The following is a 26,241-nucleotide window of genomic DNA, read 5'->3' on the forward strand; positions in this document are numbered from 1 at the left end:
AGACCCATGCTCAAGATCCAGAACCTCCAGGCCAGTGTTGCCGACAAGCCGATCCTCAAGGGTCTTTCGCTCACCATCAACGCGGGCGAGATCCACGCGATCATGGGGCCGAACGGCGCAGGCAAGTCGACGCTCGGCTACACGCTCGGCGGGCGTCCCGGCTACGAAGTGACCGGCGGCACGGCCACATTGGACGGCACCGACCTGTTCGAACTCGAACCGCACGAACGCGCCGCTGCCGGCCTGTTCCTCGGCTTCCAGTACCCGGTCGAAATCCCCGGCGTCTCCTTCGTCCAGTTCCTGCGCGAATCCGCCAATGCCCAGCGCAAGGCGCGGGGCGAGGCTCCGCTTTCGGGCGGCGAATTCCTCAAGCTGGCCAAGGAAAAGGCGGGCCTGCTGCGCATGGACATGGACATGCTCAAGCGCCCCGTGAACGTCGGCTTCTCGGGCGGCGAGAAGAAGCGCGCCGAGATGGTCCAGATGGGCATCCTCGATCCCAAGATCGCCATCCTCGACGAGACCGACTCCGGCCTGGATATCGACGCGCTGCGCATCTGCGGCGAAGGCATCAATGCGATCATGCGCAAGCCCGACAAGGCCGTGCTGCTGATCACCCACTACCAGCGCCTGCTCGATTACGTGAAGCCGGACTTCGTCCACGTCCTTGCCGGTGGCCGCATCGTCAAGAGCGGCGGACCGGAGTTGGCGCTCGAACTCGAAGAGCACGGCTACGAGGCCGTCGCGGCATGAGCGCACTGCCCACCCGCAAGGATGAAGCCTTCCGTTACGCCGACCTGGCGGCGCTGGAAGCGCTCTGGCCGTTGCCGGTGCAGGAAATCCGCGTCGCTGCGGGCGAGACGGGCGCGAGTGCGGTCGTGCTCGATGGCGCGAACGATGCTGCGCAGGACATCGTCATCACGCTGGAAGACGGCGCAGAGTATGACCTGCGCCTGCTCAACGCTGGCTCCGCCTATGGTCGCATCGCGGTCAAGGTGACGCTCGGCAAGGGCGCGAAGTTCCACCTCGGCGCGGCGCAGATTGCAGGCGGCGAACAGACCGCCGAGATCGTCACCGAAGTCGTCCATGCGCAGCCCGATGCCGTGTCGAGCCAGGTCGTGCGCTCGGTCCTTGGCGGCAAGGCCACCGGCACTTATCTCGGTCGCGTCGTCGTGGCGCGCGGGGCGATCGGCACCGATGGCGAACAGTCGATCCGCGCGATGCTGCTCGATCGCACTGCCACCGCCAATGCGCGCCCGGAACTCGAAATCTACGCCGACGACGTAAAGTGCGCGCATGGCTGCGCGGTTGGCGAACTCGATCAGCAGAGCCTGTTCTACCTCGCCCAGCGCGGCCTCCCGCCCGCCGAGGCCAAGAAGCTCATGCTCCACGCCTTTATCGCCGAGGCCTTCGTCGGCGCGGCTGACGAGGAATCGCTGACCGAGGCCGCGCTCAAGGCACTGGATGCCGTGCTGTGACAGTCGAGGCGCTCACCCGCACCGCAGAGTGGCCCGGCCTCGTCAATCCTGACGGCAGCCGCTGGCACTATCTCGATACCGCCGCGACCGCGCAGAAGCCGCAAGTGGTGATCGATGCGATGGTGCGCGCGCTGGGCAGCGACTATGCTACCGTCCATCGCGGCGTCTACGCACGCTCGGCGGACATGACGCTCGCGTTCGAAGCCGCCCGCCGCAAGGTTGCCGCGCTTGTCGGCGGTGCCGAGAACGAACTCGTCTTCACCCGCGGCGCGACCGAGGCGATCAATCTCGTCGCGCAGACCTGGGGCCAAGCCAACCTCAAGGCCGGCGACCGCATCCTCATCTCCACGCTCGAACACCACGCCAACATCGTGCCGTGGCAGATGCTGCGCGATCGTACCGGCGTCGAGATCGACGTCTGCCCGCTAACCGAGGACGGCCTGATCGATCTCGCCGCTGCCGAGCGCATCCTTACCCCGGCGCACAAGCTGGTGGCCTTCGCCCACGTATCGAACGTGCTTGGCTCCACGCTTGATGCTCCGCGCGCGGTCGCCCTGGCGCGCAGCGTCGGTGCGAAGATCCTGCTCGACGGCTGCCAGTCGGTCGCCCGCCTCACCGTCGATGTGAAGGCGCTGGACGCGGATTTCTACGTCTTCTCCGCGCACAAGCTCTATGGCCCAACCGGCATCGGCGCTCTCTGGGCGAAGGCTGAGATTCTCGATGCCATGCCGCCATGGCAGGGCGGCGGTGCGATGATCGACAAGGTCACTTTCGAGAAGACCACTTACGCCCCTGCGCCGCAGCGCTTCGAGGCGGGCACTCCCGCCATTGTTGAGGCCATTGGCTTCGGCGCTGCGGTCGATTTCGTGAAGGCACAAGGGCTCGACGCCATCCACGCCCACGAATGCGCCCTTGTCGCCAAGGCGCGTGAGGCACTGCGCGGCATGAATTCGGTGCGCCTGTTCGGGCCGGAAGACAGTGCCGGCATCCTCAGCTTCGCGCTTGAAGGTGTCCACCCGCACGACCTTGGCACGATCCTTGACGAGGAAGGCGTGGCCATCCGCGCCGGACACCATTGCGCCCAGCCGCTGATGGCGCATCTCGGTGTGCCCGCCACCGCCCGTGCCAGTTTCGGCATCTACAGCGATGAAAGCGATATCGCCGCGCTCGTGCGCGGGATCGAAAGGACCAAGAGGATTTTCGGATGAGCGACAACGATCCCAAATTCGCGGTCGAAGAGGTCGAGGCTGTATCGGCCCCCAAGCGCGCCTTCGTCGAGGACGCAGTTGAAGAGACGCCCGCCGAAAAGCTGGAGCGCAAGCGTGACTATCTCGAAGGCTTCCTCGCGGCAAAGCCGGAAGCAGTCTCCTCGGGCGAACCCGGTGGCGACATCTACGAAGGCGTGATTGCGGCGCTCAAGGAAATCTTCGACCCGGAAATCCCGGTCAATATCTATGACCTCGGCCTGATCTACGGCGTCGATGTCTCGGATGACGGCCACGTCGACGTCACGATGACGCTCACCACGCCGCATTGCCCGGTCGCGGAATCGATGCCCGGCGAAGTCGAACTGCGCGTCTCGGCGGTACCCGGCGTGCGCGATGCCGACGTCAATCTCGTCTGGGACCCGGCCTGGGATCCCGCCAAGATGAGCGATGAAGCCAAGCTCGAACTGGGAATGCTCTGAACGCTCCCCATATAGGTGTCACCATGACGACCGAAACGCAGACCAAGCCCCGCCGTCCCCGCCCTGCTGCGGTGATCCTCACGCCCTCGGCAGAGGCGCGCGTGGCGCATCTGATGGCAACGGCACCCGAAGGCGCGATCGGCGTGAAGCTTTCGACGCCCCGCCGCGGCTGCTCGGGGTTGGCCTATTCGGTCGATTACGTGACGGAAGCCAACCCGCTCGATGAAAAGATCGAAACGCCCGGCGGCCTGTTCTTCATCGACAGTGCCTCGGTGCTCTACCTGATCGGCAGCACGATGGACTGGCAGGAAGACGATTTCACCGCCGGCTTCGTGTTCCAGAACCCGAACGCCAAGGGTTCGTGCGGCTGCGGCGAGAGCTTTACCGTCTAGCTCTCGGCGAGGAATTTCAGGAGCGCCTTTTCCAGCGCATCAACCTGATCGTCGGCGTCGATCCGTGCCTGCAGCCACAGGTTCTCCGCCTCGGTAACGGCGTGATCCCGCATCGCCTCGCCGTCAATGTCACGGCCCGGTTGCTTGCGCCCGAATCCCACTTCGCGAAGCGCCCGGACGAAGTTGCCGGTATCGACCTTTGCCATGCGGCCGAAAAACCGGCCAACATGGGTGGAGCGGTCGTCCATGAAGGCTTCGAGTTCACTCGCGCGTTCGCGGCTTATCCCCTTTGCGCCATTCCAGCCCTGCAGGTAGTTGGCTACGCCCTGCACGAACAGGCGCTCCCAATCGGGGGTATTGCTGGCTCCAAGCGTCGCGTCTTTCAGGCGGAACAGCATTTCCGCCTCGCGCTGGCTGACCGCTGCTGGGCGATCACCGCCCGCTGCAAAGATCGTGCGCCGGATCATCGCGCATTCGGCTGACGTGATGCAACCGGGTTCGAAGGCCCCGCCAGCGCGCGTCGGTCCTTCGCCGGTCAGCACTTCGCGTTCGATCTGCTGCAGCACGAACGCCCGCAGCGCTTCAGGCGCGGACTCTGCCCTTTCCAATGCGCGGACCAGCAGTTCCAGTTCGGTAAGCGTGTCCACCTTGCCGTCGTGCGATACCCGCTCGATCAGCCAGTTGGCGTTTTCTTCAGAGATATGTCCGCGCGGCGCAGTGCCGTTGACGAGAAACTCGACCAGCGCTTCCACGAAGAAGTCCGACCACTCCTGCGTCGGTTCGTCGATGTGATCATTGAGGACAAAGATCGCCTCGGCTTCGTCCGGATCGATCCTGCCATCGGGCCAGGCGGCGCGGCGCAATTCGAGAACTTCCTGTGCAGAAATTACGCCATCCTCGGCAGCCTGCTCGGCCAGAGCGCGGAAATGCAAGGTCATGCGTGTCGGTCCCTCAAGCCACAGATCGCAGCCCGACCTAAGGGAAACCGCTTAATTTGCCGTTATCAGCCGATCAGCCGCGCGATCGCCATCAGGCCCGAAACCGCGAGCAGGAAGCCGACGAACCCGCGCCAGGCCGCATCGCTGACCTTGCCAAAGGCGCGGGTGCCGAAGTGATTGCCGATAAGCACCGGCACGAACAGCACCACCGCGAAGAGCGCATCGCGCCACGATGCCAGCTGCAACGCCAGCGCCGCCGCCGTGCTGGCGATGGACGTGAGCAGGAACACCGTCAGCATCGATGCACGCGCCACTTCGCGCGGAATCGGCCGACGCAGGTAGTAAGGCACAACGGGCGGCCCCGGCATCCCGGCGAACCCGGTCAGCAGGCCCGCCGCCGCTCCGGTAAGGCCCGTCTCCACCTTCCCCGGCGCATGTCCGGGCCTGGCAGGCAGCAGCACCATCGCGAACGCCCCGATCGCCACCACCGCGATCAGCACCCGCGCCACCTCCTGCGGCGTCGCGAACAGGGCCAACAGGCCGACCGGCGTCAGCAACATGGCAAGGCCGCCAATCACCCCGGCGCTCTTCTCGCCCGCGTTCCACACCTTACGCGCGCCGACCAGCCCGATCAGCAGCCCGAGCATGTTGGATACGACCACCGCTTCGCCCGGCGGAATCACCAGCCCGATCAGCGGCACCAGCAGGATCGCCATGCCAAACCCCGCCAGCCCGCGCACGAAGGCGGCAACGAATGCCGCCAGTGCACAAAGGCCGAGCGAAAGGAGCGGTAGGTCGAGCGTGATCAGCTCCGCAGATCCGGCGGCGTCGCCTCGCCCTTGAGCAGGGCAATCGCCTCGTCCAGCGACACCACCTTCTGGTGCTGTTCGCCCAGTGTGCGGATCGCCACGGTGCCTTCCTCCGCCTCGCGCTTGCCCACGACCAGCAGGTAGGGGACCTTCTGCAGCGAGTGTTCGCGCACCTTGTAGTTGATCTTCTCGTTGCGCAGGTCGGTCTCAGCCCGGATGCCCGCCGCCTTTAGCTTGGCGAGCGCGTCCCTGGCATAGTCGTCAGCGTCCGAAACGATCGTCGCGACAACAGCCTGCACGGGTGCAAGCCACGCCGGCAGGCGTCCGGCAAAGTGCTCGATCAGGATGCCGATGAAGCGCTCGTAGCTCCCGAAGATCGCTCGGTGCAGCATGACCGGGCGGTGCTTTTCGCCATCCTCGCCGATGTAAGTGGCGTCGAGACGCTCGGGCAGTACGCGGTCGGACTGGATCGTGCCGACCTGCCAGGTACGGCCGATCGCGTCGGTCAGGTGCCATTCCAGCTTGGGCGCATAAAACGCACCTTCGCCGGGCAGTTCCTCCCAGCCGTACTCTTCGGTCGCAAGTCCTGCGCGGACCACGGCGGCGCGTAGTTCGGCCTCGGCCTTGTCCCACATCTCCTCGGTGCCGAAGCGCTTTTCCGGGCGCAGCGCCAGCTTGATCGAATAGGTGAAGCCGAAGTGCTTGTAGATGCGGTCAGCCAGTTCGCAGAACGCCTGCACTTCCGAAACGATCTGGTCCTCGCGGCAGAAGATGTGCGCGTCGTCCTGCGTGAACTGGCGCACGCGCATCAGCCCGTGCAGCGCGCCGTGCGGCTCGTTGCGGTGGCAGCAGCCGTTCTCGTAGAGGCGCAAGGGCAGTTCGCGGTAGGACTTGATGCCTTGCCGGAAGATCAGCACGTGCGCCGGGCAGTTCATCGGCTTCAGTGCCATCCAGTCGGCATCGTCCGAGACGATCGGGCCTTCGTCCTCGACGTTCGGCACTTCGTCTGGAATGACGAACATGTTCTCGCGGTACTTGCCCCAGTGGCCGGACTGCTCCCACTGGCGCGCGTCCATGACCTGCGGAGTCTTGACCTCGCGATAGCCCGCACCGTCGATCGCGCGGCGCATGTAGGCTTCCAGCTCGCGCCAGATCAGGTAGCCCTTGGGGTGCCAGAACACGGAGCCGTGCGCTTCCTGCTGGAGATGGAACAGGTCCATCTCGTTGCCCAGCTTGCGATGGTCGCGCTTGGCCGCTTCCTCAAGCCGCGTCAGGTGCGCATCGAGCTGCTTCTTGTTGAGCCAGCCGGTGCCATAGACGCGGGAAAGCATCGCGTTCTTCTGGTCACCGCGCCAGTAAGCCCCCGAAACGCGCGTCAGCTTGAACGCCTGCGGATCTAGCTTGCCGGTCGAAGGCAAGTGCGGCCCGCGGCACATGTCGAGCCAGTCGTCGCCCGACCAGTAGACCGTCAGCTCTTCGCCCTCGGGCAATTCGGCGGCCCATTCTGCCTTGAAGTTCTCGCCCTGCTGCTTCCAGCGGCTGATCAGCTGCTCGCGGCTCCACACTTCGCGGCGCAGCGGCTTGTTGGCGGCGATGATCTTGCGCATTTCCGCCTCGATCGCCGGCAGGTCCTCGTCGGTGAAGGGGCGCTCGGCGGGTGCGAAGTCGTAATAGAAGCCGTCGTCCGTGCTCGGACCAAACGTGATCTGCGTGCCCGGGAACAGCGCCTGCACCGCCTCGGCGAGGATGTGCGCGTAATCATGCCGCGCCAGGTCCAGCGCCTCGGCTTCGTCCTTGGCGGTCACCAACGCCAGTTGCGCATCCGCCGTGAAGGGCCGCGTCAGGTCTACCAGCTCGCCATCGACCTTCGCTGCCAGCGCTGCCTTGGCAAGGCCCGGGCCGATTGCGGCGGCGATGTCGGCCGGAGTGCTCCCGGGCGCAACCTCACGCACGGAACCATCGGGCAGGGTGATCTTCAGCAACTCGGACATGCGGGTCTCTCTGCAATCTTGTGGCAGCGCTTTGGCACAGGAGCGCCGCCACCGGAAGAGCGCGCAGCTTGTAAAAGGGCACTTGGCAATTCGTTCGGTTCGGGAGGCGATGCGCAAAGCCACCCGAACCGGGCGGCGGCATCGCGGCAGGCTTTACGCCAGCAGCGACCGCCCCCGGCTCGCGGGGGTAGTGGTTGTAGTGATGGTCGTCAGGCGTGCCATGTTAGCGGGCTTCTAGCGCGAAATACTTGCAGAGTCACCAAGCCCGTTTAGTCAAGCACCATTGCCACGATGACAATGACGCTTGACATGATCTGCAAAAAGGTCAAGCAAACTTGTCATCAGATCAAGGAGGCTTGACCAATGATTCGCTTTGCTCTCCCCGCCGTGACCGCCCTCGTGATGGTCGTGATTGTCTTGCTCGATATCGTCGAAGTCCTGCCCAAGGGCTCCACCACCACGGCCGTGCTGTTCATGCCGCTCGTCGCTGCGCTTTCGGGCACGCGCTGCCTGCGCCGCCCGCAGGAGGCTTGAGTCATGGTCGCCCGGATGACGCCCGAACACCGCCGCTACACCCGTGCCGTCATGCTGCTGATGGGCGGCTATGTCGCCACGCTGGTCGGCGTGAACCTGTTCTTCAGGAACAGCGCCCCCACCGGCCTCAGCGCCTACGCCGCGGCCCTGCTTCCCGCCCTCCCGGTGATTGGCGTGTTCGTGGCGATCGGCCGCCTGCTGACCTCGCTGCGCGATGAATACCAGCGCTACCTGATGACCCGGCAGATCCTCATCGCCACCGGTTTCACGCTCAGCGTGGCGACGGCATGGGGCTTCGTCGAAAGCTTCGGCCTGCTCCCGCACGTTCCGGCCTTCTACGCCACGGTCCTGTGGTTCGCAGGGCTCGGCCTCGGCGGTTGCATCAACGCGCTGCTCGAACGGCGCGGAGGTGGCGAGTGAAAAACCGCCTCAAGGTGCTGCGCGCCGAGCGCAACTGGAGCCAGGCCGATCTCGCCGAAAAGCTGGAGGTCAGCCGTCAGTCGGTCAACGCCATTGAAACCGGCAAGTACGACCCCTCGCTTCCGCTCGCCTTCCGCATCGCCGATGTCTTCGCCCTGCCGATCGAAGACATTTTCCAGCGAGGAGACTGAAAATGCCCGCAAGGACTCCCCGCCGCATCGGCATGTGGCTGGCGATTGCCGTGGGCATCGCTGCCGCATCGATGTCCGCCAGCAAGCACCACAAGGCTGATCGACCCGCCAGCACGGCCAACGGCGCCGTTCACATCACCCTGATCCTTCCGCTCAACTAAGCTTGCCCCGCCCGCCCGTGCGGGCCATGACAGGGCATGACTGACGTAGCCCGCTTCACCCTGCCGTCGGGCCAGCGGATGGCCTACCGCCATCTCCCCGGCACATCGCCCACAATCATCTTCCTCCCCGGCTACATGTCCGACATGGCCGGCGGCAAGGCGCAGGCCGTGCTCGAATGGGCGCGCGAGCAGGGCCGTGCCTGCCTGCTGCTCGACTATACCGGCTGCGGGGAAAGCGATGGCACCTTTGCCGATGGCCGCCTTTCGAAGTGGCGTGACGAGATCACCGCCCTGATCGACCACCTCGGCATAGAAGCCGTGCAATTGGTCGGCTCCAGCATGGGCGGCTGGCTCATGCTGCTCCTCGCCGAAGCGCTGGGTGACAGGGTAAAGGCACTCGTCGGCATCGCGCCTGCGCCGGATTTCACCGAATGGGGCCTGTCGCAATCGCAACGCATCGAACTCGCTGCCGGGCGCACGATCTACGAGGACAACCCCTACGGCCCCGAGCCTACCCCCACTCACGCCGGATTCTTTTCCGACGCCGAACGCCACAAGCGTCTGGCCAGCGGCATTGCCTTCGATGGTCCGGTTCGCCTGATCCACGGCCAGGCCGATGCCGACGTGCCGTGGGAAATCTCGATCAACCTTGCCCGCGCCCTGCGTTCAGCCGACGTGCAGGTGCACCTGATCAAGGACGGCGATCACCGGCTTTCGCGCCCCGCCGATATCGCGCTGCTCCTGCGTGAACTCGCCGGGCTCGCCGCCGTACAAGCCGCCTGACGTGCCGAAGGACAAGCCTGCCATGATCGATCTTCCCGCACCGCTTTTCGCCGTGGAGCATCGCATCGATCAGCAGGCCTCGCTGATGCAGATCGGACCCGCCACCATGCCGATGCGCCCCTCGGACCTGCCCATTCCTCGCCGCCGCGATCCTGAAAAGCAGCGGCAGGCCGAAAAGGAAGCAGGGCTCGAACGGCCCAACCTGCCGGAACAGGATCGCCTTGCCTATTGCCTGCAGAAAGCGGCCACCGACCCCGACGCGGCGATGGTCGAAGCCCAGACCTGGCTTGGTGAAAGCCGCGACTCTGGCCAGCAGGTCCGCGCCAACCAGTGCCTTGGCATGCTGCGGTCAAACGCCGGCGATTTCGATGGTGCGCTCGAAGCCTTCGCGCAGGCCGTTTCGGGCGTGCCCAAGGAACAGGAAGTTGCCGCCGTGCCGTTGATGGCGATGGCCGGTAACGCCGCGCTGGCGGGCGGCAATGCCGAACAGGCGCTGGGCTGGTTCGACCGCGCTCTGGCGATCAAGGGGTTTGCCGACAATGCCGCGCTTGGCGCAATGCAAAGCGATCGTTCGCGCGCGCTCGTCGCGCTCGGCCGCCTCGCCGAAGCTGGTGGCGCGCTCGACGAAGCACATCGCCTGGCGCCGGAAGACCCGGAAGGCTGGCTGCTGTCAGCCACGCTGGCCCGCCGCAATGGTGAACTGGACCGCGCCCAGCGCGATATCGAAATCGCCGCAAAGTACGGCCCGCGCGATCCGCAGGTCGGCCTCGAAGCAGGTGTCATCGCCGTGCTCTCCGGGCGGGACGACGCCGCGCGCAAGTCGTGGGAATCGGTCGTTTCGGCGGACAAGGACGGTGACGCTGGCAAGACCGCGCGCGCTTACCTTGAACAGCTCGGCCCCGCACCTAAATCGGTTTCACCCGAAACCGCAGGAAAGCCGGCATCATGAAACTCTCCGTCCTCGATCTGGTCAGTGTGGTCGAGGGCGGGACGGCGCGGGCGGCGCTCGACAATTCCGCCGCCGCGGCGCGCGTGGCCGAGGAATGCGGCTACCAGCGCTATTGGGTTGCCGAACACCATGGCATGGAAGGCCTCGCCGGCGCGGCCACGGCCGTTGCCCTTGCCCACATCGGCCATGCGACCTCGACCATCCGCATCGGATCGGGCGGGATCATGTTGCCCAACCACAATCCGCTGGTGATTGCCGAACAGTTCGGCACGCTCGATGCCTTGTTTCCGGGCCGCATAGACCTCGGCCTCGGCCGCGCTCCCGGCGCTGACCAGCGCATCATGCGCGCCTTGCACAAGGACACCAACCGCGCCGCCGAGGACTTTCCGCAGGACGTGGTCGAACTCCAGCTCCAGTTCGCGGGCGATCCGCGCGTGCCGCTGCAGGCCTATCCCGCCAAGGGTGCGAAGCCGCAGCTGTGGATTCTCGGCTCGAGCCTGTTCGGCGCCCAGCTCGCCGCGATGCTCGGCCTGCCTTATGCCTTCGCATCGCACTTCGCGCCCGATCACCTCGATGCGGCGTTGAAGATCTATCGCGAACGCTTCCAACCATCCGAAACCCTGGACGCTCCCTATTGCGCAGCCGCCATCAATGTCGTCGCTGCCGAAAGCGACGAGGAAGGCCAATTGCTCGCCTCCTCGATGGATCAGGCCTTCGTTGCCTTGCGCACCGGCACGCCGGGCAAGCTCAAGCCTCCGGTGCCCGGCTATCGCGACACGCTGCCACCGCCCGCCCTCGCCATGCTCGAACACGTCCGCCAGGTCAGCGCCTGCGGGTCGGTGGCAACGGTGCGCGATGGCCTCGCCGCATTTGCCGAGCGCACCGGCGCCGACGAGATCATCGTCGCTGCCTCGATCTATGACCAGCAGGCGCGCTTGCGATCATTGCGCCTTACTGCCGAAGCCGCGCGCGAGCTTGTCGTCGCCTGACGTAACCGGCCCGCAATCCTTCGGCACGAAAAGGTGCGCAAAGGGTTCACAACAGCGGGTTAAGCTGCGCGCGTCGATGAACCGGACTTGAGGTCTCGCCACGGCTGGATTACCCTTTGGAATAATGATACGCTTACGTATTCAATAATTACGCGAGGGTGAAATATCCTCTCGCAAGGAGAGTCGGGAAAACCCCATGGCGTCAACGTCCGCAAGCCGTTCGCAAGCCCCTGCCACTTCGTCTTCGCAGGCTCCCTCCGATCAGCTGTCATTGGCCTTGGCTGAGCGATTTGCCGGCGCGCTCCTCCCTGATGAAGCGCTCGATTTCGATGCTGCGCGCCTCGCCGAAGCGGCCCGATTTGCCGCTGCCGCCGCCGCACTTCGCAAGGGCAGCGATCCCGCCATCGCCATCGAAAGCGTCAGCGGTTCGGACAGCGACGGTCGGCATCTGCGCATCGCCGTGATCAACGACGACATGCCGTTTCTCGTCGATTCGATCACCTCGGCGATCACTGCGCAAGGTCTGGCCATCGATCGCCTCGTCCACCCCGTCGTCGCCGTCCGTCGCGATGCCGACGGCAATCTCACTGAATTCCCGGCGGGCGATGCTTCGGGTGAACGCCGTGAATCCGTCGTCTATCTCGAAACCGAACGCGCCGATGCGCGCCAGCGCCGCGGCCTTGTCGCTGCGCTCGAAGAGACCTTGGCTGACGTGCGTGCCGCCGTCACCGATTGGCCGCTGATGCAGGCCGCCATGCGCGAAGATGCCGCTGGTCTTGCCGATCCCGAAGGCGCTGCCCTGCTGCGCTGGCTGGCTGATGGCATGCTTACCCAACTCGGCAGCGTGACGCGCCTGCGTGACGGTACCGAGGTAAAGCCTCTCGGCATCTGCCGCGCTAGCGACCGCAGCTTGCTGGCGGCCAGTTCATTCGATCGCGCCTTCCGCTGGTTCGAATCCGGCAAGGGCCGCGCGCCCCTGATCGTAAAGGCGAACCGCATCGCCAACGTTCACCGCCGCGTGCCGCTCGACCTGTTCATGGTCCCGCGCATCGAAGGCGGCAAGGTCGTCGCGCTTTCGGTCCATGCCGGGGTCTGGACCAGCGCCGCGCTTGCCGCCGCGCCTGATCGCGTGCCTCGCCTGCGCACCCAGCTGGCCGAGCTGATGGACAAGTTCGGCTTTGCCGCCAACGGCCACGCCGGCAAGGCGCTGGTCCATGCGCTGACGGCACTGCCGCACGATCTCCTCGTCAGCTTCGACGATGCCGATCTGGAGCGCGTCTCGACCGCGATGATGAGCCTGGTCGACCGCCCGCGCCCCCGTCTCGCGCTGGTCCAGGCTCCGCTCGCCCGGCACCTTTTTGCCTTCGTCTGGCTCCCGCGCGATGTGCTGTCGACCGAGGTTCGCCTCGCCATTCGCGACATGCTCGAAGCGGCTGCCGGGGCGCAGGTGATCGACTGGTCGCTGCAGGTCGAAGGCAGCACGCTTGCCATGTTGCGCTTCGTGCTCGACGTGCGCGATCAGGACGGGCAGGTCGATGAAGCCGCGCTCGACCTGCAATTGCAGGGCATGGTCCGGGGCTGGGCAGGCGCTGTCGAAAGCGAACTGGCCACCAGCGAGGAACCCTCGCGCGCCGCCGCCATTGCCGCCCGCTATGCCGACGCTTTCCCGCTGTCCTACCGCAATGCTTCGGGTGCGGCCGAGGCGGCGCGCGATATCCGCGTCCTGCGCACCCTGGCGGGCAGCAAGGCCCCGCGCCGCGCCGTTCGCCTGCATCGCAACCCAGGCGAAGCCGTGCTGCGCCTCAAGCTCTATCAGCGCGAAGGCGCGATCGTGCTGTCCGATGCCGTTCCGGTGCTCGAAAACTTCGGCTTCCGCGTGCTCGAGGAAGTGCCCACCCCGCTCGACGGTGGCCGCCTCGGCTATATCCACGATTTCCTCGTCGCCCACCCGGCTGACAGCTCGGTCGATGATCTGCTCGCCCGCGCAGCATCGATCGAAAGCTCGCTCTCGGCGGTGATCAACGGCGCGGCCGAGGATGACGCCTTCAACCGCCTGATCGTTGCCACCGGCCTCACCGCGATCGAGGCGAACTGGCTCCGCGCCTTCTACCGCTACTTGCGCCAGGCCGGCATGACCTTCGGCATCCCGACCGTGGTCGAAGCGCTCAAGAACGCCCCTGCCGTCACCCGCGGCCTCGTCGCCGCCTTTGTCGCCCGCCACGATCCCGCCTTCACCGGCAACCGCGATGCTGCCTTTGCCGAAGCCGAAGAGCGCATCAGGACCGGCCTCGCCGGCGTCGCCGCGATCAACGACGACCGCCTCCTGCGCAGCTTCCGCGCGCTTGTCGGCGCCATCCTGCGGACCAACGCCTTCGCCCCTGTCGCCGCCGAAGCGATGGCCTTCAAGATCGATTCCGCGCTCGTTCCCGGCCTGCCCAAGCCTTTGCCGTGGCGCGAGATCTTCGTCTATGCCCCGCGCGTCGAAGGCATCCACTTGCGTGCCGGCCCGGTCGCCCGCGGCGGCCTGCGCTGGTCCGATCGCCGTGACGACTTCCGCACCGAGATCCTCGGCCTGATGAAGGCGCAGCGCGTCAAGAACGCCGTCATCGTGCCGACCGGCGCCAAGGGCGGCTTCTACCCCAAGCAGCTCCCCGATCCTGCCAAGGACCGCGAAGGCTGGCTGGCCGAAGGCAAGGCCAGCTACCAGGTGTTCATCTGCACGCTGCTGTCGATCACCGACAACATCGTCGAGGGCAAGGTCGTCCACCCCGCCCATGTCGTGATCCGCGATGGCGAGGACCCGTACTTCGTCGTCGCTGCCGACAAGGGCACCGCCTCCTTCTCCGACGTTGCCAACGCCATCGCCGAATCCAGGGACTTCTGGCTCGACGACGCCTTCGCCAGCGGCGGCTCGAAGGGTTATGACCACAAGGCGATGGGCATCACCGCGCGCGGTGCCTGGCTCTCGGTCCGCCGCCATTTCCTCGAACTGGGCGTCGACGTGCAGACGCAAGCCATCCGCGTCGCCGGCTGCGGCGATATGTCAGGCGACGTGTTCGGCAACGGCATGCTGCTGTCGAAGGCGCTCAAGGTCGTCGCCGCGTTTGACCACCGCCACATCTTCCTCGATCCCGATCCGGATCCGGCAAAAAGCTGGGAAGAGCGCAACCGCATGTTCGCGCTGCCCCGCTCCAGCTGGGACGATTACGACAAGAGCCTGATCTCGGCAGGAGGCGGCGTCTTCCCGCGCTCGATGAAGGCGATCCCGCTCTCGCCCGAGATCCAGGCGATGCTCGGGGTCGAACTGCCCGAGATCGATCCGGATTCGCTGATCGCGCTGATCCTGCAAAGCCCGGTCGACCTGCTGTGGTTTGGCGGCATCGGCACTTACGTGAAGGCCAGCACCCAGAACAACGTCGACGTCGGTGACCCGTCGAACGACTCCGTCCGCGTCTCGGCCAACGAGGTCCGCGCCCGGGTCATCGGCGAAGGCGCCAACCTCGGCACCACCCAAGCCGCGCGCATCGAGTTCTCGCTGCATGGTGGCCGCATCAACACCGACTTCATCGACAATTCCGCCGGCGTCGATTGCTCGGACAACGAGGTCAACATCAAGATCGCCCTTGCCGCCGCCAAGCGCTCGGGCAAGCTGACCGAGGACGCCCGCGTCGAACTCCTGTCGGCGATGACCGACGAGGTCGCCCACCTCGTGCTCGAGGACAACCGCCTGCAGGCGCTCGCCGTGTCCATCGCCGAACGCGGTGGCGCTGCCGCCATGCCGGCATGGTCGCGCCTGATCGATGTGCTCGAGGAAGGCGGCGATCTCGATCGCAAGACCGAAGGCCTCGCCGGTGCCGAAGATCTTGCCCGCCGCGCAGCCGCCGGGCAGGGCCTGACACGCCCCGAACTCGCCGTCCTGCTCTCCAGCAGCAAGCTCGTGCTGCAGCGCGCGCTTGAGGAAAGCACCGTGGTCGATGATCCGGTGCTGGAAGAGGAACTCGTCGCCGCCTTCCCGCCGCAGATGCAGGAAGACTTCGAAAGCGAGATCGTCCACCACCGCCTGCGCCGCGAGATCATCGCCACCAAGCTCGCCAACCGCATCATCAACCGCATGGGGCCGGTGATCCCGTTCGAGCTTTGCGAGGAGGAAGGCGTCTCGCTCGCACAAGTTGCTGCCGCATTCGTCGCGGCAGAGCGCCTGCTCGATCTGCGCAAGACCTGGGAACTGCTCGATTCGGCACACATGCCCGAAACTCTGCGGCTCGATCTGTTCGACCGTGTCGCGCAAGGCCTGCGCGGCCACGTCGCCGATGTCCTGCGCTCAGGCCGTGGCACGCAGTCGCCCGACGATCTGATCGAAGACCTGTTCGGCGGCGTCGCCCTGCTTTCGCACACCACGGCAGAGCTGCTGCGCGGTGCCGCGCAGGCGCAGGCCCGCCGCATGGCCGATGATCTCGCCACCAGCGGCGTTCCGGCGGAGATCGCCGCACGCCTCGTCCACCTCTACGACATGGACGGCGCGATCGGTCTCGCCCACCTCGCAGGCGAGCTCAATGTCGATGCCGCGGCGCTGACCGGCGCCTTCGCCGACCTCGGCGCGGCGCTCGGCATCGACTGGGCGCAACAGGCCGCACGTCGCATGAACCCATCGGACCCGTGGGAGCGCCTGCTCGTCGCCGGCCTTGCCCGCGATTTCCAGCAGATGCGCCTCGATTTCCTTGCGCGCTCCAAGGGCGGCTCACCCGATGCCTTCGTCAGCGACTGGCTGTCGGCCAATGCTGCGGCGGTGCGGCAGTTCCGCAGCCTCGTCGCCCGCGCCCAGGCCGCCCCGGTGGTGTCTCCGGCGATGCTGGCGCAAGTCGCCAGCCAGGCAAGGACCTTGCTCGGCCGCTAATCTGCCCAAGCAAAAGATTGCCGGAGCGGCATCATGGTATATACAGCCGAACATAGCTTGTTCCGGAACCATGATGCCGCCGATTCTGCTGCGCGCCCTCTTTGCCCTGCTGATCGCGCTTGCGGGCGCCACCCCGGCCTTCGCGCAGAATAAGGGTCCACTGGTCCTTGCTGCCGCCAGCCTGCAGGAAGCGATGACCGATGCGGCCGCCGCCTGGGCCAGGAAAGGCCACCCGCGCCCGGTCCTGTCCTTCGCCGCGTCCTCGGCCTTGGCCCGTCAGGCAGAGGCAGGCGCCCGCGCCGATCTCTTCGCCTCTGCCGATGAAGAGTGGATGGACTACCTTCAGGGCAAGTCGCTGCTCAAGCCCGGCACCCGCGCGCGGCTGATCGAAAACCGCCTCGTCCTCGTCGCCCCGGCGCAAGGCCGTGTGAACCTGCAGATCACCCGGAACTTCCCGCTGGCCAGGGCCCTTGGGTCGGGCCGCCTTGCCATGGCAGACCCCGCCGCCGTCCCCGCCGGGCGCTACGGTCGCGAGGCGCTGACCAAGCTGGGTGTGTGGACCAGCGTCGCGGGCAAGGTCGCCGCCGCCGAAAACGTGCGCGCAGCGCTTGCACTGGTCGAACGTGGCGCGGCTCCGCTTGGCATCGTCTACGCCACCGATGCCATGGCCTCGCGCCGCGTGCGCGTGGCCGGGACTTTCCCCGCGGCCAGTCACCAGCCGATAACCTATCCCGTCGCCCTGCTCGCAACCTCGCGCCATCGCGATGCCGAGGCCTTCCGCCGCTTCCTGATCTCGCGCGAAGGCCGCGCCATTTTCCTCAAGCGCGGATTCGGCCGGCGCTGATGACTCCCGAGGAGTGGGAGATCGTCCGGCTTTCGCTCAAGGTCGGCGCCGTCGCGGTCGCCGCCTGCCTGCCGGTCGCTTTCGCGCTGGCATGGGCTCTGGCGCGGGGGCGTTTTCCCGGCAAGGTCCTGCTCGATGCGCTGATCCACCTACCGCTGGTCCTGCCGCCGGTCGTCACCGGCTGGTTGCTCCTGCTCGCTTTCGGCCCGCAAGGCCCGGTCGGTGCGTGGGCTGAGCAGGCGCTCGGCCTCACCTTCATGTTCCGCTGGACCGGGGCCGCGCTGGCCGCCGCCGTCATGGCCCTGCCGTTGATGGTCCGCGCCATGCGCCTGTCGATCGAAGCAGTCGACCAGCGCCTCGAAGCTGCGGCAATGACATTGGGCGCCTCGCGCTGGCGCGTATTCTGCACCATCACTGTTCCGCTCGCGATGCCCGGCGTGGTCGCTGGAACCGTGCTCGGCTTTGCCCGCTCGCTTGGCGAATTCGGCGCGACGATCACTTTCGTCAGCAACATTCCCGGTGAAACCCAGACCCTGCCGCTTGCCATCTACAGCGCTCTGCAAATCCCCGGTGGCGAAAGCGCGGTGACCCGCCTCGCCATGATCTCGGTGCTGCTGTCGCTGGCCGCGCTGGTCATTTCCGAAGCGCTCGCCCGCCGCATGGGCAGGAGTGCCCATGTCCTTTGAGGTGACCGTCGCGCGCAGGCTTGGCGATACGCACATCGCCTGCAACTTCACCGCCAGCCCCGGCCTCACCGCCCTGTTCGGCCCCTCCGGCGCAGGCAAGACCTCGATCCTCAACATGGTATCGGGCCTGCTCAAGCCGGACGAGGGGCGCATCGTCGTGGGTGGCGAAGTCCTGTTCGACAGCGCCGCCGGTACAGACGTGCCGGTTCAGCAACGTCGCGCCGGATACGTCTTCCAGGACGCTCGCCTGTTCCCGCACTTGCGCGTCCGCGCCAATCTTGCCTACGGCGCCCGCGAAGGCGGCCCGATGTCGCAAGCCGATGTCGTCGATTTCCTCGGGCTGGCCCACTTGCTTGATCGCTGGCCGCGCACCCTTTCGGGCGGCGAGGCCCAGCGTGTCGCCATCGGGCGCGCGCTGGTCTCCAACCCGCGCTTCCTGCTGATGGACGAACCGCTCGCCTCGCTTGACCGCGCCCGCCGCGAAGAGATCATGCGCACGATCGAGCGCCTGCGCGACGAGGTGCGCCTGCCGATCCTCTACGTCAGCCATGACCGCGCCGAAGTCGAACGCCTTGCCGGGACGATCGTGGAACTCTGAAATCCTTTGTGGCCTGTCCGCAATGGCCTTTTCCAAGTCAGTCGGTTGACGAACGCGCGCTTTTGGCCAAACGCCCTCGCAACAGCCGGGAGGATTCGAGATGGAGCAGGCAGACGTCATCATCGTGGGTGCAGGGCATGGCGGCGCACAAGCAGCCATCGCATTGCGCCAGAACGGCTTCGAAGGCCGTATCCTGGTGATCGGCCGCGAACCGGAAATCCCCTACGAGCGTCCGCCGCTGTCCAAGGAATACCTTGCCCGCGACAAGACGTTCGATCGCATCTGCATCCGTCCGGCGCAGTTCTGGGAGGACAAGGCTGTCGAGATGAAGCTCGGCGCCGAAGTCGTCTCGCTCGATCCCGCCGCGCACACGGTCAAGCTCGGCGATGGCAGCGAGATCGGCTATGGCAAGCTGATCTGGGCCACCGGCGGCGATCCGCGTCGCCTCTCGTGCATGGGCGCAGACCTCAAGGGTGTCCACGCTGTCCGCACCAAGGAAGACGCCGACCGGCTGATGGCCGAACTCGATGCCGGGGCCAAGCGCGCCGTTGTCGTCGGCGGCGGCTACATCGGCCTCGAAGCTGCTGCCGTGCTGACCAAGTTCGACGTTTCGGTCACCTTGCTCGAAGCGCTCCCGCGCGTGCTGGCGCGCGTTGCCGGTGAGGCGCTGTCCGAATTCTACCAGGCCGAACACCGCGCACATGGAGTCGACCTGCGCACCGGCGCGGCGATGGACTGCATCGAAGGCGATGGCACCAAGGCCACCGGCGTCAAGATGCAGGACGGTTCGGTCATCCCGGCCGACATCGTCATCGTCGGCATCGGCATCATTCCCTGCGTCGGCCCGCTGCTTGCAGCCGGTGCCTCGGGTGGCAACGGCGTCGACGTCGACGAACTGTGCCGCACCTCGCTGCCCGATGTCTACGCGATCGGCGATTGCGCGGCTCATGCCAACGACTTCGCCGACGGCGCGGTGATCCGCCTCGAATCCGTCCAGAACGCCAACGACATGGCCACCACCGTCGCCAAGTGCATCTGCGGCACCGAAGCGCCCTACAAGGCCACGCCGTGGTTCTGGTCGAACCAATATGACCTGCGCCTGCAGACCGTCGGCCTCTCCACCGGCCACGACAACGCCGTGCTGCGCGGCGATCCGGCCACGCGCTCGTTCTCGGTGGTCTACCTCAAGAACGGCAAGGTCATCGCGCTCGATTGCGTGAACATGGTCAAGGACTACGTGCAGGGCAAGAAGCTGGTCGAAGCCCGCGCCCAGATCGCCCCTGAGCAACTGGCCGATGCCAGCGTGCCGCTCAAGGAAATGCTCGCCTAAGCCAGCCGCTCCACGGCCCAGCGGGCGGCATCTGCCACCGCCGGGTCGGGATCGCCGCACAAGCCCTGTACAATCGGCAGCAGCGCCCGGTCGCCGCTGTTGCCTGCGGCATAAAGGCAATTGCGCACCATCCGGTCGCGCCCGATCCGCTTGATCGGGCTGCCGCTGAACACCTGCCGGAACGTCGCGTCGTCCAGCGCCAGCAGTTCTGACAGCTTCGGCGCGGTCAGCTCGGCGCGGGGCAGGAACGCGCGGTTGGCCTGCGCCGCCCGCGCAAAGCTGTTCCACGGACAGGCCGCCAGACAATCGTCACAGCCATAGATGCGGTTGCCCAGGGCAGCGCGGAATTCCTCCGCCACCGGTCCCTTGTGCTCGATCGTCAGATAGGAAATGCACCGCCGCGCATCCAGCTGATAAGGCTTGGGAAAAGCACTGGTGGGGCAGGCCGTCTGGCACGCCGTGCAAGATCCGCAGCGGTCGGCATGGGGCACATCGGGCGTCAGTTCCAGCGTCGTGTAGATCGCCCCCAGGAACAGCCACGAACCGTGAGTCCGGCTGACCAGATTGGTATGCTTCCCCTGCCACCCGATTCCCGCCATCTGCCCCAGCGGCTTTTCCATCACCGGCGCGGTATCGACGAAGACCTTGACCTCGGCCCCCGGCACTTCCGCCACCAGCCACCGCGCCAGCGCCTTGAGATTGCGCTTCACCACGTCATGATAATCGCCGCCCTGCGCATAGACCGAGATGCGCCCCCGCTCCGGATGCGCTTCCAGCGCGCGAGGATCTGCCGCCGGGGCATAACTCATGCCCAGCGCGATCACGCTCTTCGCGTCGGGCCAGAGCGATTGCGGCCCGCGGCGGTGGTGGAGGCGGGTTTCCATCCACTCCATCGATCCGTGACAACCATCGGCGATCCATTGCTCGAGTCGGGTCGCTCGCAGGGAGTCGTCATGGGCAGGGGCGATGCCGCAGGCGGCGAAGCCAAGACGGGTGGCTTCTGCTGCCACTCTGCTCTCGAGAGTCAGGCCTTCGCTGCCAGGAGTTGCCCCATTGCCCCCGGGAGTTGCCGCTCTGCCTGCGAGAGTTGGACTTGCGTTAACCACACTTGCTGCCCTGCTCGTTCATCGCCTATCGCTAGGGCAATGACCCATGAAGATCGAGCTAGGGGAATGGCCGGTGGCTGGCAACGCGGTTGACAGCACCGGAGTGGAACTCGCCCCTCCAGAACTTGCGATCGAGGCGCGCGGGCTGGTCAAGCGCTTCGACGGATTCACCGCTGTCGACGGCGTAGACATATCCGTGCCCAAGGGCGCCATCTACGGCATCCTCGGCCCCAATGGCGCCGGCAAGACCACGACGCTGCGCATGCTGCTCGGCATCATCGATCCCGACGCCGGCTATCGCCGCGTGCTGGGCCACGAACGCCCGACCGAGGTTGCCCGGCGCATCGGCTACCTGCCCGAGGAGCGCGGCCTTTACCCGGCGATGAAGGCTTATGAGGCCATCGGCTTCCTTGCCGCTTTGCGCGGCGTGCCGCTGAAAGAGGGGCGCCGGCGCGGGCGGGAATTGCTGGAAGAACATGGGCTTGGCTATGCAGCCGACCGCCAGATTCGCCAGATGTCCAAGGGCATGGCGCAGACCGTGCAACTGCTCGGCACGCTCGTCCACAAACCTGATCTTGTGGTGCTGGACGAACCCTTCTCCGGCCTCGACGCGCTCAACCAAGGCAAGCTCGAACGCATGATCCGCGCGCTGGCGGCAGGCGGCACCACGGTGATCTTCTCGACCCACGTGATCGCTCATGCCGAGCGCCTGTGCGACAGGATCGCGATCATCGCCGGGGGCAAGGTGCCCTTCGCCGGGCCGGTCGATCTCGCCCGCGACCGCCTGCGCCCGCAAGTCCGGCTCGAAACGCGCGCGCAGGATGGGCCGTGGCGCGCCGCGCTTCCGGCAGACGTGCGGCACGAAGGCGCGTTCTGGTACTTCACCCTGCCCGAAACCGGCGTCGAGCCACTGCTGCGCGCGCTGATCGAAGGCGATGCCGGGATTCTCAGCCTCTCGATCGAGCGGGCAGGGCTGCACGATGCCTTCGTTGCCATCGCCGGCGAGGCGGCGGCCAGGGCGCTCGAGGAAAGCGAAGGAGACGCGCGGTGACCGGATTTGCCGAAAAGCTGCGCTGCGCGCTGGTCATCGCCCGGCGCGATTTCGTCGCCGTGGTGTTCTCCAAGACCTTCATCTTCTTCCTGATCGGCCCGGCTTTCCCGCTGGTCGTGGGCGGGCTTGCCGGAAACATCGGCGCCAAGGTCCAGCAGAACGTCGAGAGGCCGACCATCGGCCTTGCGATGAGCGCCGGGGACAACAAGCGCATGCTTGCTGCGCGCGAGGAACTGGACGGCCGCATGGCCGGTGGCCTGCCCGACATGATCGAACTTGCCGCCGCCGCGCCAGGAGAAGCCTTCGATGCCCGGAGCGCGCTCTCCGACGGCAACCGGGAGGTGACCGCGGTCGTCGGCGGGACACTCGCTGCCCCGACCCTGACCGCGACCGCCGACCGCGCGCGCCAGTGGGTTGGCCTCGTTTCCAACCTCGCCGCGCGTGCCCGCGCCGAGGCGCCAACTGCCTATCCGGACGTGCAGGTCGAGGAGGTCAACACCTCGATCGCCAAGGTCCGCACCGGCCAGATCTACACCGCGCAAGGCGCGCAAGTGCTGCTGTTCCTGCTGACGATGCTGCTGGCGGGCATGGTCCTGTCCAACCTTGTCGAGGAAAAGGGCAACAAGATCATCGAGGTTCTTGCCGCCGCCATCCCGATGGACGCCCTGTTCATGGGCAAGCTCTTTGCCATGCTCGCCGTGAGCCTTGTCGGCATTGCCGTGTGGGGCACGGCCATCGGCATGATCGTGCTGGCCGGTTCGGAAAGCCTGCCCAGCATGTCTGCCCCTGCAGTGGGCTGGCCGCTGTTCCTGATTCTCGGCTTCCTCTACTTTGCGATGGCCTACCTGCTGATGGGATCGCTGTTCCTGTCGATCGGCGGCATGGCGGCCACGGTGCGCGAAGTGCAGACGCTGTCGATGCCGGTCTCGATGTTCCAGCTGATGGTGTTCTTCTTCTCGAGCTATGCGCTGACCATGCCGGGCTCGTGGGTGGAATGGCTTTCGGTGATCTTCCCGGTCAGCTCGCCCTACGCCATGCTGGCGCGGGCCGCGCAACAACCCGAAGTGTGGCCGCATGTCCTGGCGCTGCTGTGGCAGGCGTTCTGGGTTGTCGTGATCGTGCGGGCAGGGGCTCAGCTGTTCCGCCGTACGGTCATGAAATCTGGCCCCGCGCGCGGCAAGGCCAAGGGCGGAGTGTTCGCACGGTTCCGGCGCAAAGCTTATTGACACGCATGTAGGTTGTGGCAAGCTACCAAAGTGACGAGGACCGCGCGGGCAACGTGCGGCCTTTCCGGAGGATAGCCATGGCCACGCAGCTTGCACCCGAAGCCCAGCAGTTCACCTACCGCAGCTCTCCCACCGCGATCGAGGCGTTCACCGCCTGGCTCAAGGACAATCCGCAAGCGATCCCGGCGCATACCCACAAGTGGGATGTCAGCCGCTCGGATATCTATGTAGAGGACCGATGGCAGCCGATCTTTGCCGAGATGCGTCGCGAAGCCCCGGTCAATTTCGTGCCCGAATCGCCCTATGGCGCCTACTGGAACGTGGTGAACCACAAGGCGATCCAGCACGTCGAATCACTCCCCGAGCTCTACTCCTCGTCATGGCAGTACGGCGGCATCACCATCGGCGATCCGCCGGCCGATACCGATCCCGCGCTGCTGGCTGAACGTCAGCTGCCGATGTTCATCGCAATGGACCGCCCCGAACACACTGGCCAGCGCCGCACGGTGGCGCCGGCCTTCACTCCGGCCAAGATGGTCGAGATGGAGCGCGAGATCCGCCAGCGCACCGGCGAGGTGCTCGATTCGCTGCCGTGGGGCGAAAAGTTCGACTGGGTCGACAAGGTTTCGATCGAACTGACCACCGGCATGCTCGCGCTGCTGTTCGGCTTTCCGTGGCCTGACCGCCGCCTGCTGACGTTCTGGTCGGACTGGGCCGGTGACGTCGAGCTCGTCCTCGCGCGCGAACTGTCGGACATGCGCTTCGGCTTCCTTGGCGAGATGGCGCACTATTTCCAGCGGCTGTGGGGCGAACGCATGCGCGCTGCGCCGTCGGGCGATCTCATCTCGATGATGATCCATTCCGAGGCGATGAACCACATGAGCCCGCAGGAGTTCATGGGCAACCTCGTGCTGCTGATCGTCGGTGGCAACGATACCACCCGCAATACCATGTCGGGCATCGTCCACGCGCTCGACCAGTTCCCCGACCAGCGCGACCTGCTTGCCCGTGATCCCTCGCTGATCCCGAACGCCGTGCAGGAGTGCATCCGCTATGTCACCCCGCTCGCCCACATGCGCCGCACCGCCACGGCTGATGCCGATCTGTTCGGCCAGCAGATCAAGGCAGGCCAGAAGCTGATTCTCTGGTACATCTCGGCCAACCGCGACGAGACCGTGTTCGAGAACGCCGACAAGTTGATCGTCGACCGCGACAATGCGCGGCGTCACCTGTCGTTCGGCTATGGCGTGCATCGCTGCGTCGGAGCGCGTCTCGCCGAGCTGCAACTGCGCATCCTGCTTGAGGAAATGCACGAGCGGCGGATGCAGGTGCGCGTTGCCGGCGAAGTCGAACGCGTCCGCGCCAACTTCGTCCACGGGTTCCGCAAGCTCGAGGTCATGCTCGAAAAGCGGTAATCGGGCATACAGGCGATGGTGCTATGACTTTCGTCACGATGGTGGAGGCAGGACGGGGCTAGAAAGTTCCACGTCCTGCCGGTGGACACTCCGCCCCCGAGGTAACACCCTCTCTCCCATCGGCAGGACAACCTGAGGTTTCGCCCATGATCGCCACCCGCCGCCGCTTTGTCGCCTTTCTCGCCGCAGGTTCGGTCCTGCCTTTCGCCAGTGCCTGTAGCGCCAAGCCGGCGGCCAAAGGCACCTTCCCGATCATGAAGAGCGAGGCCGAGTGGCGGCGCCTCCTGACAGCGGAACAGTTCTACATTCTGCGCGAGGAAGGCACCGAACGCCCGTTCACCTCGCCGCTGTTGAAAGAGCACCGCAAGGGCACCTTCGTGTGCGCGGCAGACGGCCACCCGCTGTTTTCATCCTCCACCAAGTTCGATAGCGGCACTGGCTGGCCCAGCTTCTGGAAGCCCTTGCCCAAGGGCGTGGCAACCAGTTCCGACCGCTCGCTGGGGATGGTCCGCACCGAAGTGCATTGCACGCAGTGCGGCGGCCACCTCGGCCACGTCTTTGATGATGGCCCCGCACCCACGGGGCTGCGCTATTGCATCAATGGTGACGCGCTGAAGTTCCGGGCCACCTGATCGCGCCACTTCTGTCCGGCTTGCCGGCGCTTGGGCATGATTCGCGATTGACGGCCCCGTGAGCGATGCCCACGGCAGGCCCGTGCGCCGCAAACTCTTCACATTACTCGTATTGCTGCCGCTGGCGGTGCTGGTCTGGGCAACGCAGCGCAACGACCCATTCACGTTCGATCGCCGGGTCGGCGTGACTGACCTCCTGCCAAAAGTCCCCGCAGCGGAGCGAGAGCAGCTTGGCCCCTTCGTGTTGCAGCAGGCCTGGTTGCTGGAAGGCGGGGATCATCGCTTTGGCGGCTATTCGGCGCTGGTCCCGCAAGAGGGCGGGCTGCTGGCCATAAGCGACCGCAATCGCACGCTGTCGATCCCCGTGCCGCTCAAAACCGGTGTCTTCACCTCGCCGATGCCGAACATGGTGGTGCAGCGTTGGCCCGATGGGCACACCATCATCGGCTTCGATACTGAAAGCGTCGTGCGTGACCCTGCCGATGGCAGCCTGTGGACCGGACTGGAGGACGACGTGCGCGTGGTGCGGACAGACCCTCGAACCGGTGCCGCCAGTCTTATCCCGGTGAACGAAACGCGGGACTGGCCGCGCAATGGCGGAGCCGAGGCAATGGCCCGCCTGCCCGACGGACGCTGGATCATGCTCTGCGAATCGTGCGGGACCGGCCGCGGTGGTCTGCACCTCGGACTGATGTTCAAGGGCAGGCCAGGACTGTCGAAAGCCCAAAAGTTCGGCTTTCTGGTTCCTGCCGGGTTCGATCCGGTGGATGCAGTGCCTTTGCCTGACGGTCGGCTCCTCATTCTTGTGCGCAAGCTGGGCCTGTCACCACCCGGTTTTTCGGCGCGGATCGTGCTTGCCGATGTTTCGCGCCTCGATCCGCGACGGCCATTGCCGACAGTCGAGCTGGCCCGTCTAGAAGGGCCGGTCCTGCACGAGAACTGGGAAGGGATGGCGCTGACGGCGGGCAGGGCCGGGCTTTCGCTCTGGCTTATCTCCGACGCCAATGCCTCAACCTTTCAGCAGACGCGGCTGCTCAGGCTGGAGTTCGATCCGGCGCATCTTCCGGGCCGATAGCGAACACAGCAAAAGCCCCCGTTCCACATGGGAAAGGGGGCTCTCGATGTTCCGACCCTTGCGGG

Annotated in this window: 26 protein-coding genes; 22 read left to right on the forward strand and 4 right to left on the reverse strand. The window is 66.0% G+C overall.

The window, feature by feature from the left end:
- Positions 1–6 precede the first annotated feature (6 nt).
- Genes sufC through ACZ1JY_RS11065 form a run of 5 tightly spaced genes read left to right on the forward strand, consistent with a single transcriptional unit; the run spans position 7 to position 3,554 of the window.
- Positions 7–750, forward strand: a complete 744-nt coding sequence (gene sufC, locus ACZ1JY_RS11045) for a Fe-S cluster assembly ATPase SufC (protein ID WP_465129291.1) — start codon at positions 7–9, stop codon at positions 748–750.
- Positions 747–1,475: a SufD family Fe-S cluster assembly protein gene (locus ACZ1JY_RS11050; RefSeq protein WP_465129292.1), complete on the forward strand. Its 729-nt coding sequence runs from the start codon at positions 747–749 to the stop codon at positions 1,473–1,475. Before sufC ends, ACZ1JY_RS11050 begins: the two co-directional genes overlap by 4 nt.
- Entirely contained in the window at positions 1,472–2,683 is a 1,212-nt protein-coding gene (locus ACZ1JY_RS11055; protein WP_168904014.1) for a SufS family cysteine desulfurase, read from the forward strand. The genes ACZ1JY_RS11050 and ACZ1JY_RS11055 overlap by 4 nt, the downstream gene beginning before the upstream one ends.
- A complete protein-coding gene (locus tag ACZ1JY_RS11060) occupies positions 2,680–3,162 on the forward strand; it encodes an SUF system Fe-S cluster assembly protein (protein WP_465129293.1) in 483 nt (160 codons plus the stop codon). Before ACZ1JY_RS11055 ends, ACZ1JY_RS11060 begins: the two co-directional genes overlap by 4 nt.
- 23 nt (positions 3,163–3,185) lie before the next feature.
- Positions 3,186–3,554 (forward strand): HesB/IscA family protein, encoded by a 369-nt coding sequence (locus tag ACZ1JY_RS11065; RefSeq protein WP_039333062.1) that lies wholly within the window; start codon positions 3,186–3,188, stop codon positions 3,552–3,554.
- Here the strand turns inward: ACZ1JY_RS11065 and ACZ1JY_RS11070 are convergent.
- From ACZ1JY_RS11070 to thrS, 3 genes are all read right to left on the reverse strand, one after another.
- On the reverse strand, positions 3,551–4,492 hold the full coding sequence (locus tag ACZ1JY_RS11070; protein WP_465129294.1) for a hypothetical protein: 942 nt from the start codon (positions 4,490–4,492) through the stop codon (positions 3,551–3,553). The genes ACZ1JY_RS11065 and ACZ1JY_RS11070 overlap by 4 nt on opposite strands.
- Before the next feature lie 65 nt (positions 4,493–4,557).
- Positions 4,558–5,301 (reverse strand): TSUP family transporter, encoded by a 744-nt coding sequence (locus ACZ1JY_RS11075; RefSeq protein ID WP_465130899.1) that lies wholly within the window; start codon positions 5,299–5,301, stop codon positions 4,558–4,560.
- Complete coding sequence (gene thrS, locus ACZ1JY_RS11080; protein WP_465129295.1) at positions 5,298–7,292, reverse strand: threonine--tRNA ligase; 1,995 nt, start codon at positions 7,290–7,292, stop codon at positions 5,298–5,300. The genes ACZ1JY_RS11075 and thrS overlap by 4 nt, the downstream gene beginning before the upstream one ends.
- A gap of 363 nt (positions 7,293–7,655) precedes the next feature.
- On the opposite strand from thrS, the gene ACZ1JY_RS11085 reads away from it, so the two are divergent.
- The 12 genes from ACZ1JY_RS11085 to ACZ1JY_RS11140 all read left to right on the forward strand — a co-directional run bounded on the left by ACZ1JY_RS11085 (position 7,656) and on the right by ACZ1JY_RS11140 (position 19,671).
- On the forward strand, positions 7,656–7,826 hold the full coding sequence (locus ACZ1JY_RS11085; protein ID WP_465129296.1) for a hypothetical protein: 171 nt from the start codon (positions 7,656–7,658) through the stop codon (positions 7,824–7,826).
- A gap of 3 nt (positions 7,827–7,829) precedes the next feature.
- A complete protein-coding gene (locus tag ACZ1JY_RS11090) occupies positions 7,830–8,246 on the forward strand; it encodes a hypothetical protein (RefSeq protein WP_118072740.1) in 417 nt (138 codons plus the stop codon).
- Complete coding sequence (locus ACZ1JY_RS11095; RefSeq protein WP_118072739.1) at positions 8,243–8,437, forward strand: helix-turn-helix transcriptional regulator; 195 nt, start codon at positions 8,243–8,245, stop codon at positions 8,435–8,437. The genes ACZ1JY_RS11090 and ACZ1JY_RS11095 overlap by 4 nt, the downstream gene beginning before the upstream one ends.
- A 2-nt stretch (positions 8,438–8,439) precedes the next feature.
- Positions 8,440–8,598, forward strand: a complete 159-nt coding sequence (locus ACZ1JY_RS11100; protein WP_465129297.1) for a hypothetical protein — start codon at positions 8,440–8,442, stop codon at positions 8,596–8,598.
- Positions 8,599–8,634: 36 nt separating this feature from the next.
- Positions 8,635–9,381, forward strand: coding sequence for an alpha/beta fold hydrolase (locus tag ACZ1JY_RS11105; protein WP_465129298.1), 747 nt, complete (start codon positions 8,635–8,637; stop codon positions 9,379–9,381).
- Positions 9,382–9,403: 22 nt separating this feature from the next.
- On the forward strand, positions 9,404–10,330 hold the full coding sequence (locus ACZ1JY_RS11110) for a tetratricopeptide repeat protein (protein WP_465129299.1): 927 nt from the start codon (positions 9,404–9,406) through the stop codon (positions 10,328–10,330).
- Complete coding sequence (locus ACZ1JY_RS11115; protein WP_168904007.1) at positions 10,327–11,319, forward strand: LLM class flavin-dependent oxidoreductase; 993 nt, start codon at positions 10,327–10,329, stop codon at positions 11,317–11,319. Before ACZ1JY_RS11110 ends, ACZ1JY_RS11115 begins: the two co-directional genes overlap by 4 nt.
- A gap of 196 nt (positions 11,320–11,515) precedes the next feature.
- Complete coding sequence (locus tag ACZ1JY_RS11120; protein ID WP_465129300.1) at positions 11,516–16,213, forward strand: NAD-glutamate dehydrogenase; 4,698 nt, start codon at positions 11,516–11,518, stop codon at positions 16,211–16,213.
- Positions 16,214–16,286: 73 nt separating this feature from the next.
- Positions 16,287–17,057, forward strand: coding sequence for a molybdate ABC transporter substrate-binding protein (gene modA / locus ACZ1JY_RS11125; RefSeq protein ID WP_168904005.1), 771 nt, complete (start codon positions 16,287–16,289; stop codon positions 17,055–17,057).
- The gene (modB, locus tag ACZ1JY_RS11130) at positions 17,057–17,743 is read left to right on the forward strand and encodes a molybdate ABC transporter permease subunit (protein ID WP_465129301.1); all 687 of its coding nucleotides are present in this window, start codon (positions 17,057–17,059) and stop codon (positions 17,741–17,743) included. The genes modA and modB overlap by 1 nt, the downstream gene beginning before the upstream one ends.
- Entirely contained in the window at positions 17,733–18,341 is a 609-nt protein-coding gene (locus ACZ1JY_RS11135) for a molybdenum ABC transporter ATP-binding protein (protein WP_465129302.1), read from the forward strand. Before modB ends, ACZ1JY_RS11135 begins: the two co-directional genes overlap by 11 nt.
- A gap of 100 nt (positions 18,342–18,441) precedes the next feature.
- Positions 18,442–19,671 (forward strand): NAD(P)/FAD-dependent oxidoreductase, encoded by a 1,230-nt coding sequence (locus tag ACZ1JY_RS11140; RefSeq protein WP_465129303.1) that lies wholly within the window; start codon positions 18,442–18,444, stop codon positions 19,669–19,671.
- Here the strand turns inward: ACZ1JY_RS11140 and queG are convergent.
- Positions 19,668–20,681, reverse strand: coding sequence for a tRNA epoxyqueuosine(34) reductase QueG (gene queG, locus ACZ1JY_RS11145; RefSeq protein ID WP_465129304.1), 1,014 nt, complete (start codon positions 20,679–20,681; stop codon positions 19,668–19,670). The genes ACZ1JY_RS11140 and queG overlap by 4 nt on opposite strands.
- Positions 20,682–20,823: 142 nt before the next feature.
- Between queG and ACZ1JY_RS11150 the strand changes: the two genes are divergently transcribed.
- The 5 genes from ACZ1JY_RS11150 (at position 20,824) to ACZ1JY_RS11170 (ending at position 26,176) form a co-directional block, all read left to right on the forward strand.
- Positions 20,824–21,828 carry an ABC transporter ATP-binding protein gene (locus ACZ1JY_RS11150; RefSeq protein ID WP_465129305.1) on the forward strand — a complete coding sequence of 335 codons (1,005 nt, stop codon included), beginning with the start codon at positions 20,824–20,826 and terminating at the stop codon, positions 21,826–21,828.
- Positions 21,825–23,054 carry an ABC transporter permease gene (locus tag ACZ1JY_RS11155; RefSeq protein WP_465129306.1) on the forward strand — a complete coding sequence of 410 codons (1,230 nt, stop codon included), beginning with the start codon at positions 21,825–21,827 and terminating at the stop codon, positions 23,052–23,054. Before ACZ1JY_RS11150 ends, ACZ1JY_RS11155 begins: the two co-directional genes overlap by 4 nt.
- 77 nt (positions 23,055–23,131) lie before the next feature.
- A complete protein-coding gene (locus tag ACZ1JY_RS11160; RefSeq protein ID WP_465129307.1) occupies positions 23,132–24,469 on the forward strand; it encodes a cytochrome P450 in 1,338 nt (445 codons plus the stop codon).
- 146 nt (positions 24,470–24,615) lie between these two features.
- Complete coding sequence (gene msrB, locus ACZ1JY_RS11165) at positions 24,616–25,101, forward strand: peptide-methionine (R)-S-oxide reductase MsrB (protein WP_118072727.1); 486 nt, start codon at positions 24,616–24,618, stop codon at positions 25,099–25,101.
- A 58-nt stretch (positions 25,102–25,159) separates the two neighbouring features.
- Entirely contained in the window at positions 25,160–26,176 is a 1,017-nt protein-coding gene (locus ACZ1JY_RS11170; RefSeq protein ID WP_465129308.1) for an esterase-like activity of phytase family protein, read from the forward strand.
- The last annotated feature ends 65 nt before the right edge of the window (positions 26,177–26,241 follow it).

This window comes from Novosphingobium sp. BL-A-41-Hi4B-X5A, from assembly GCF_055521705.1.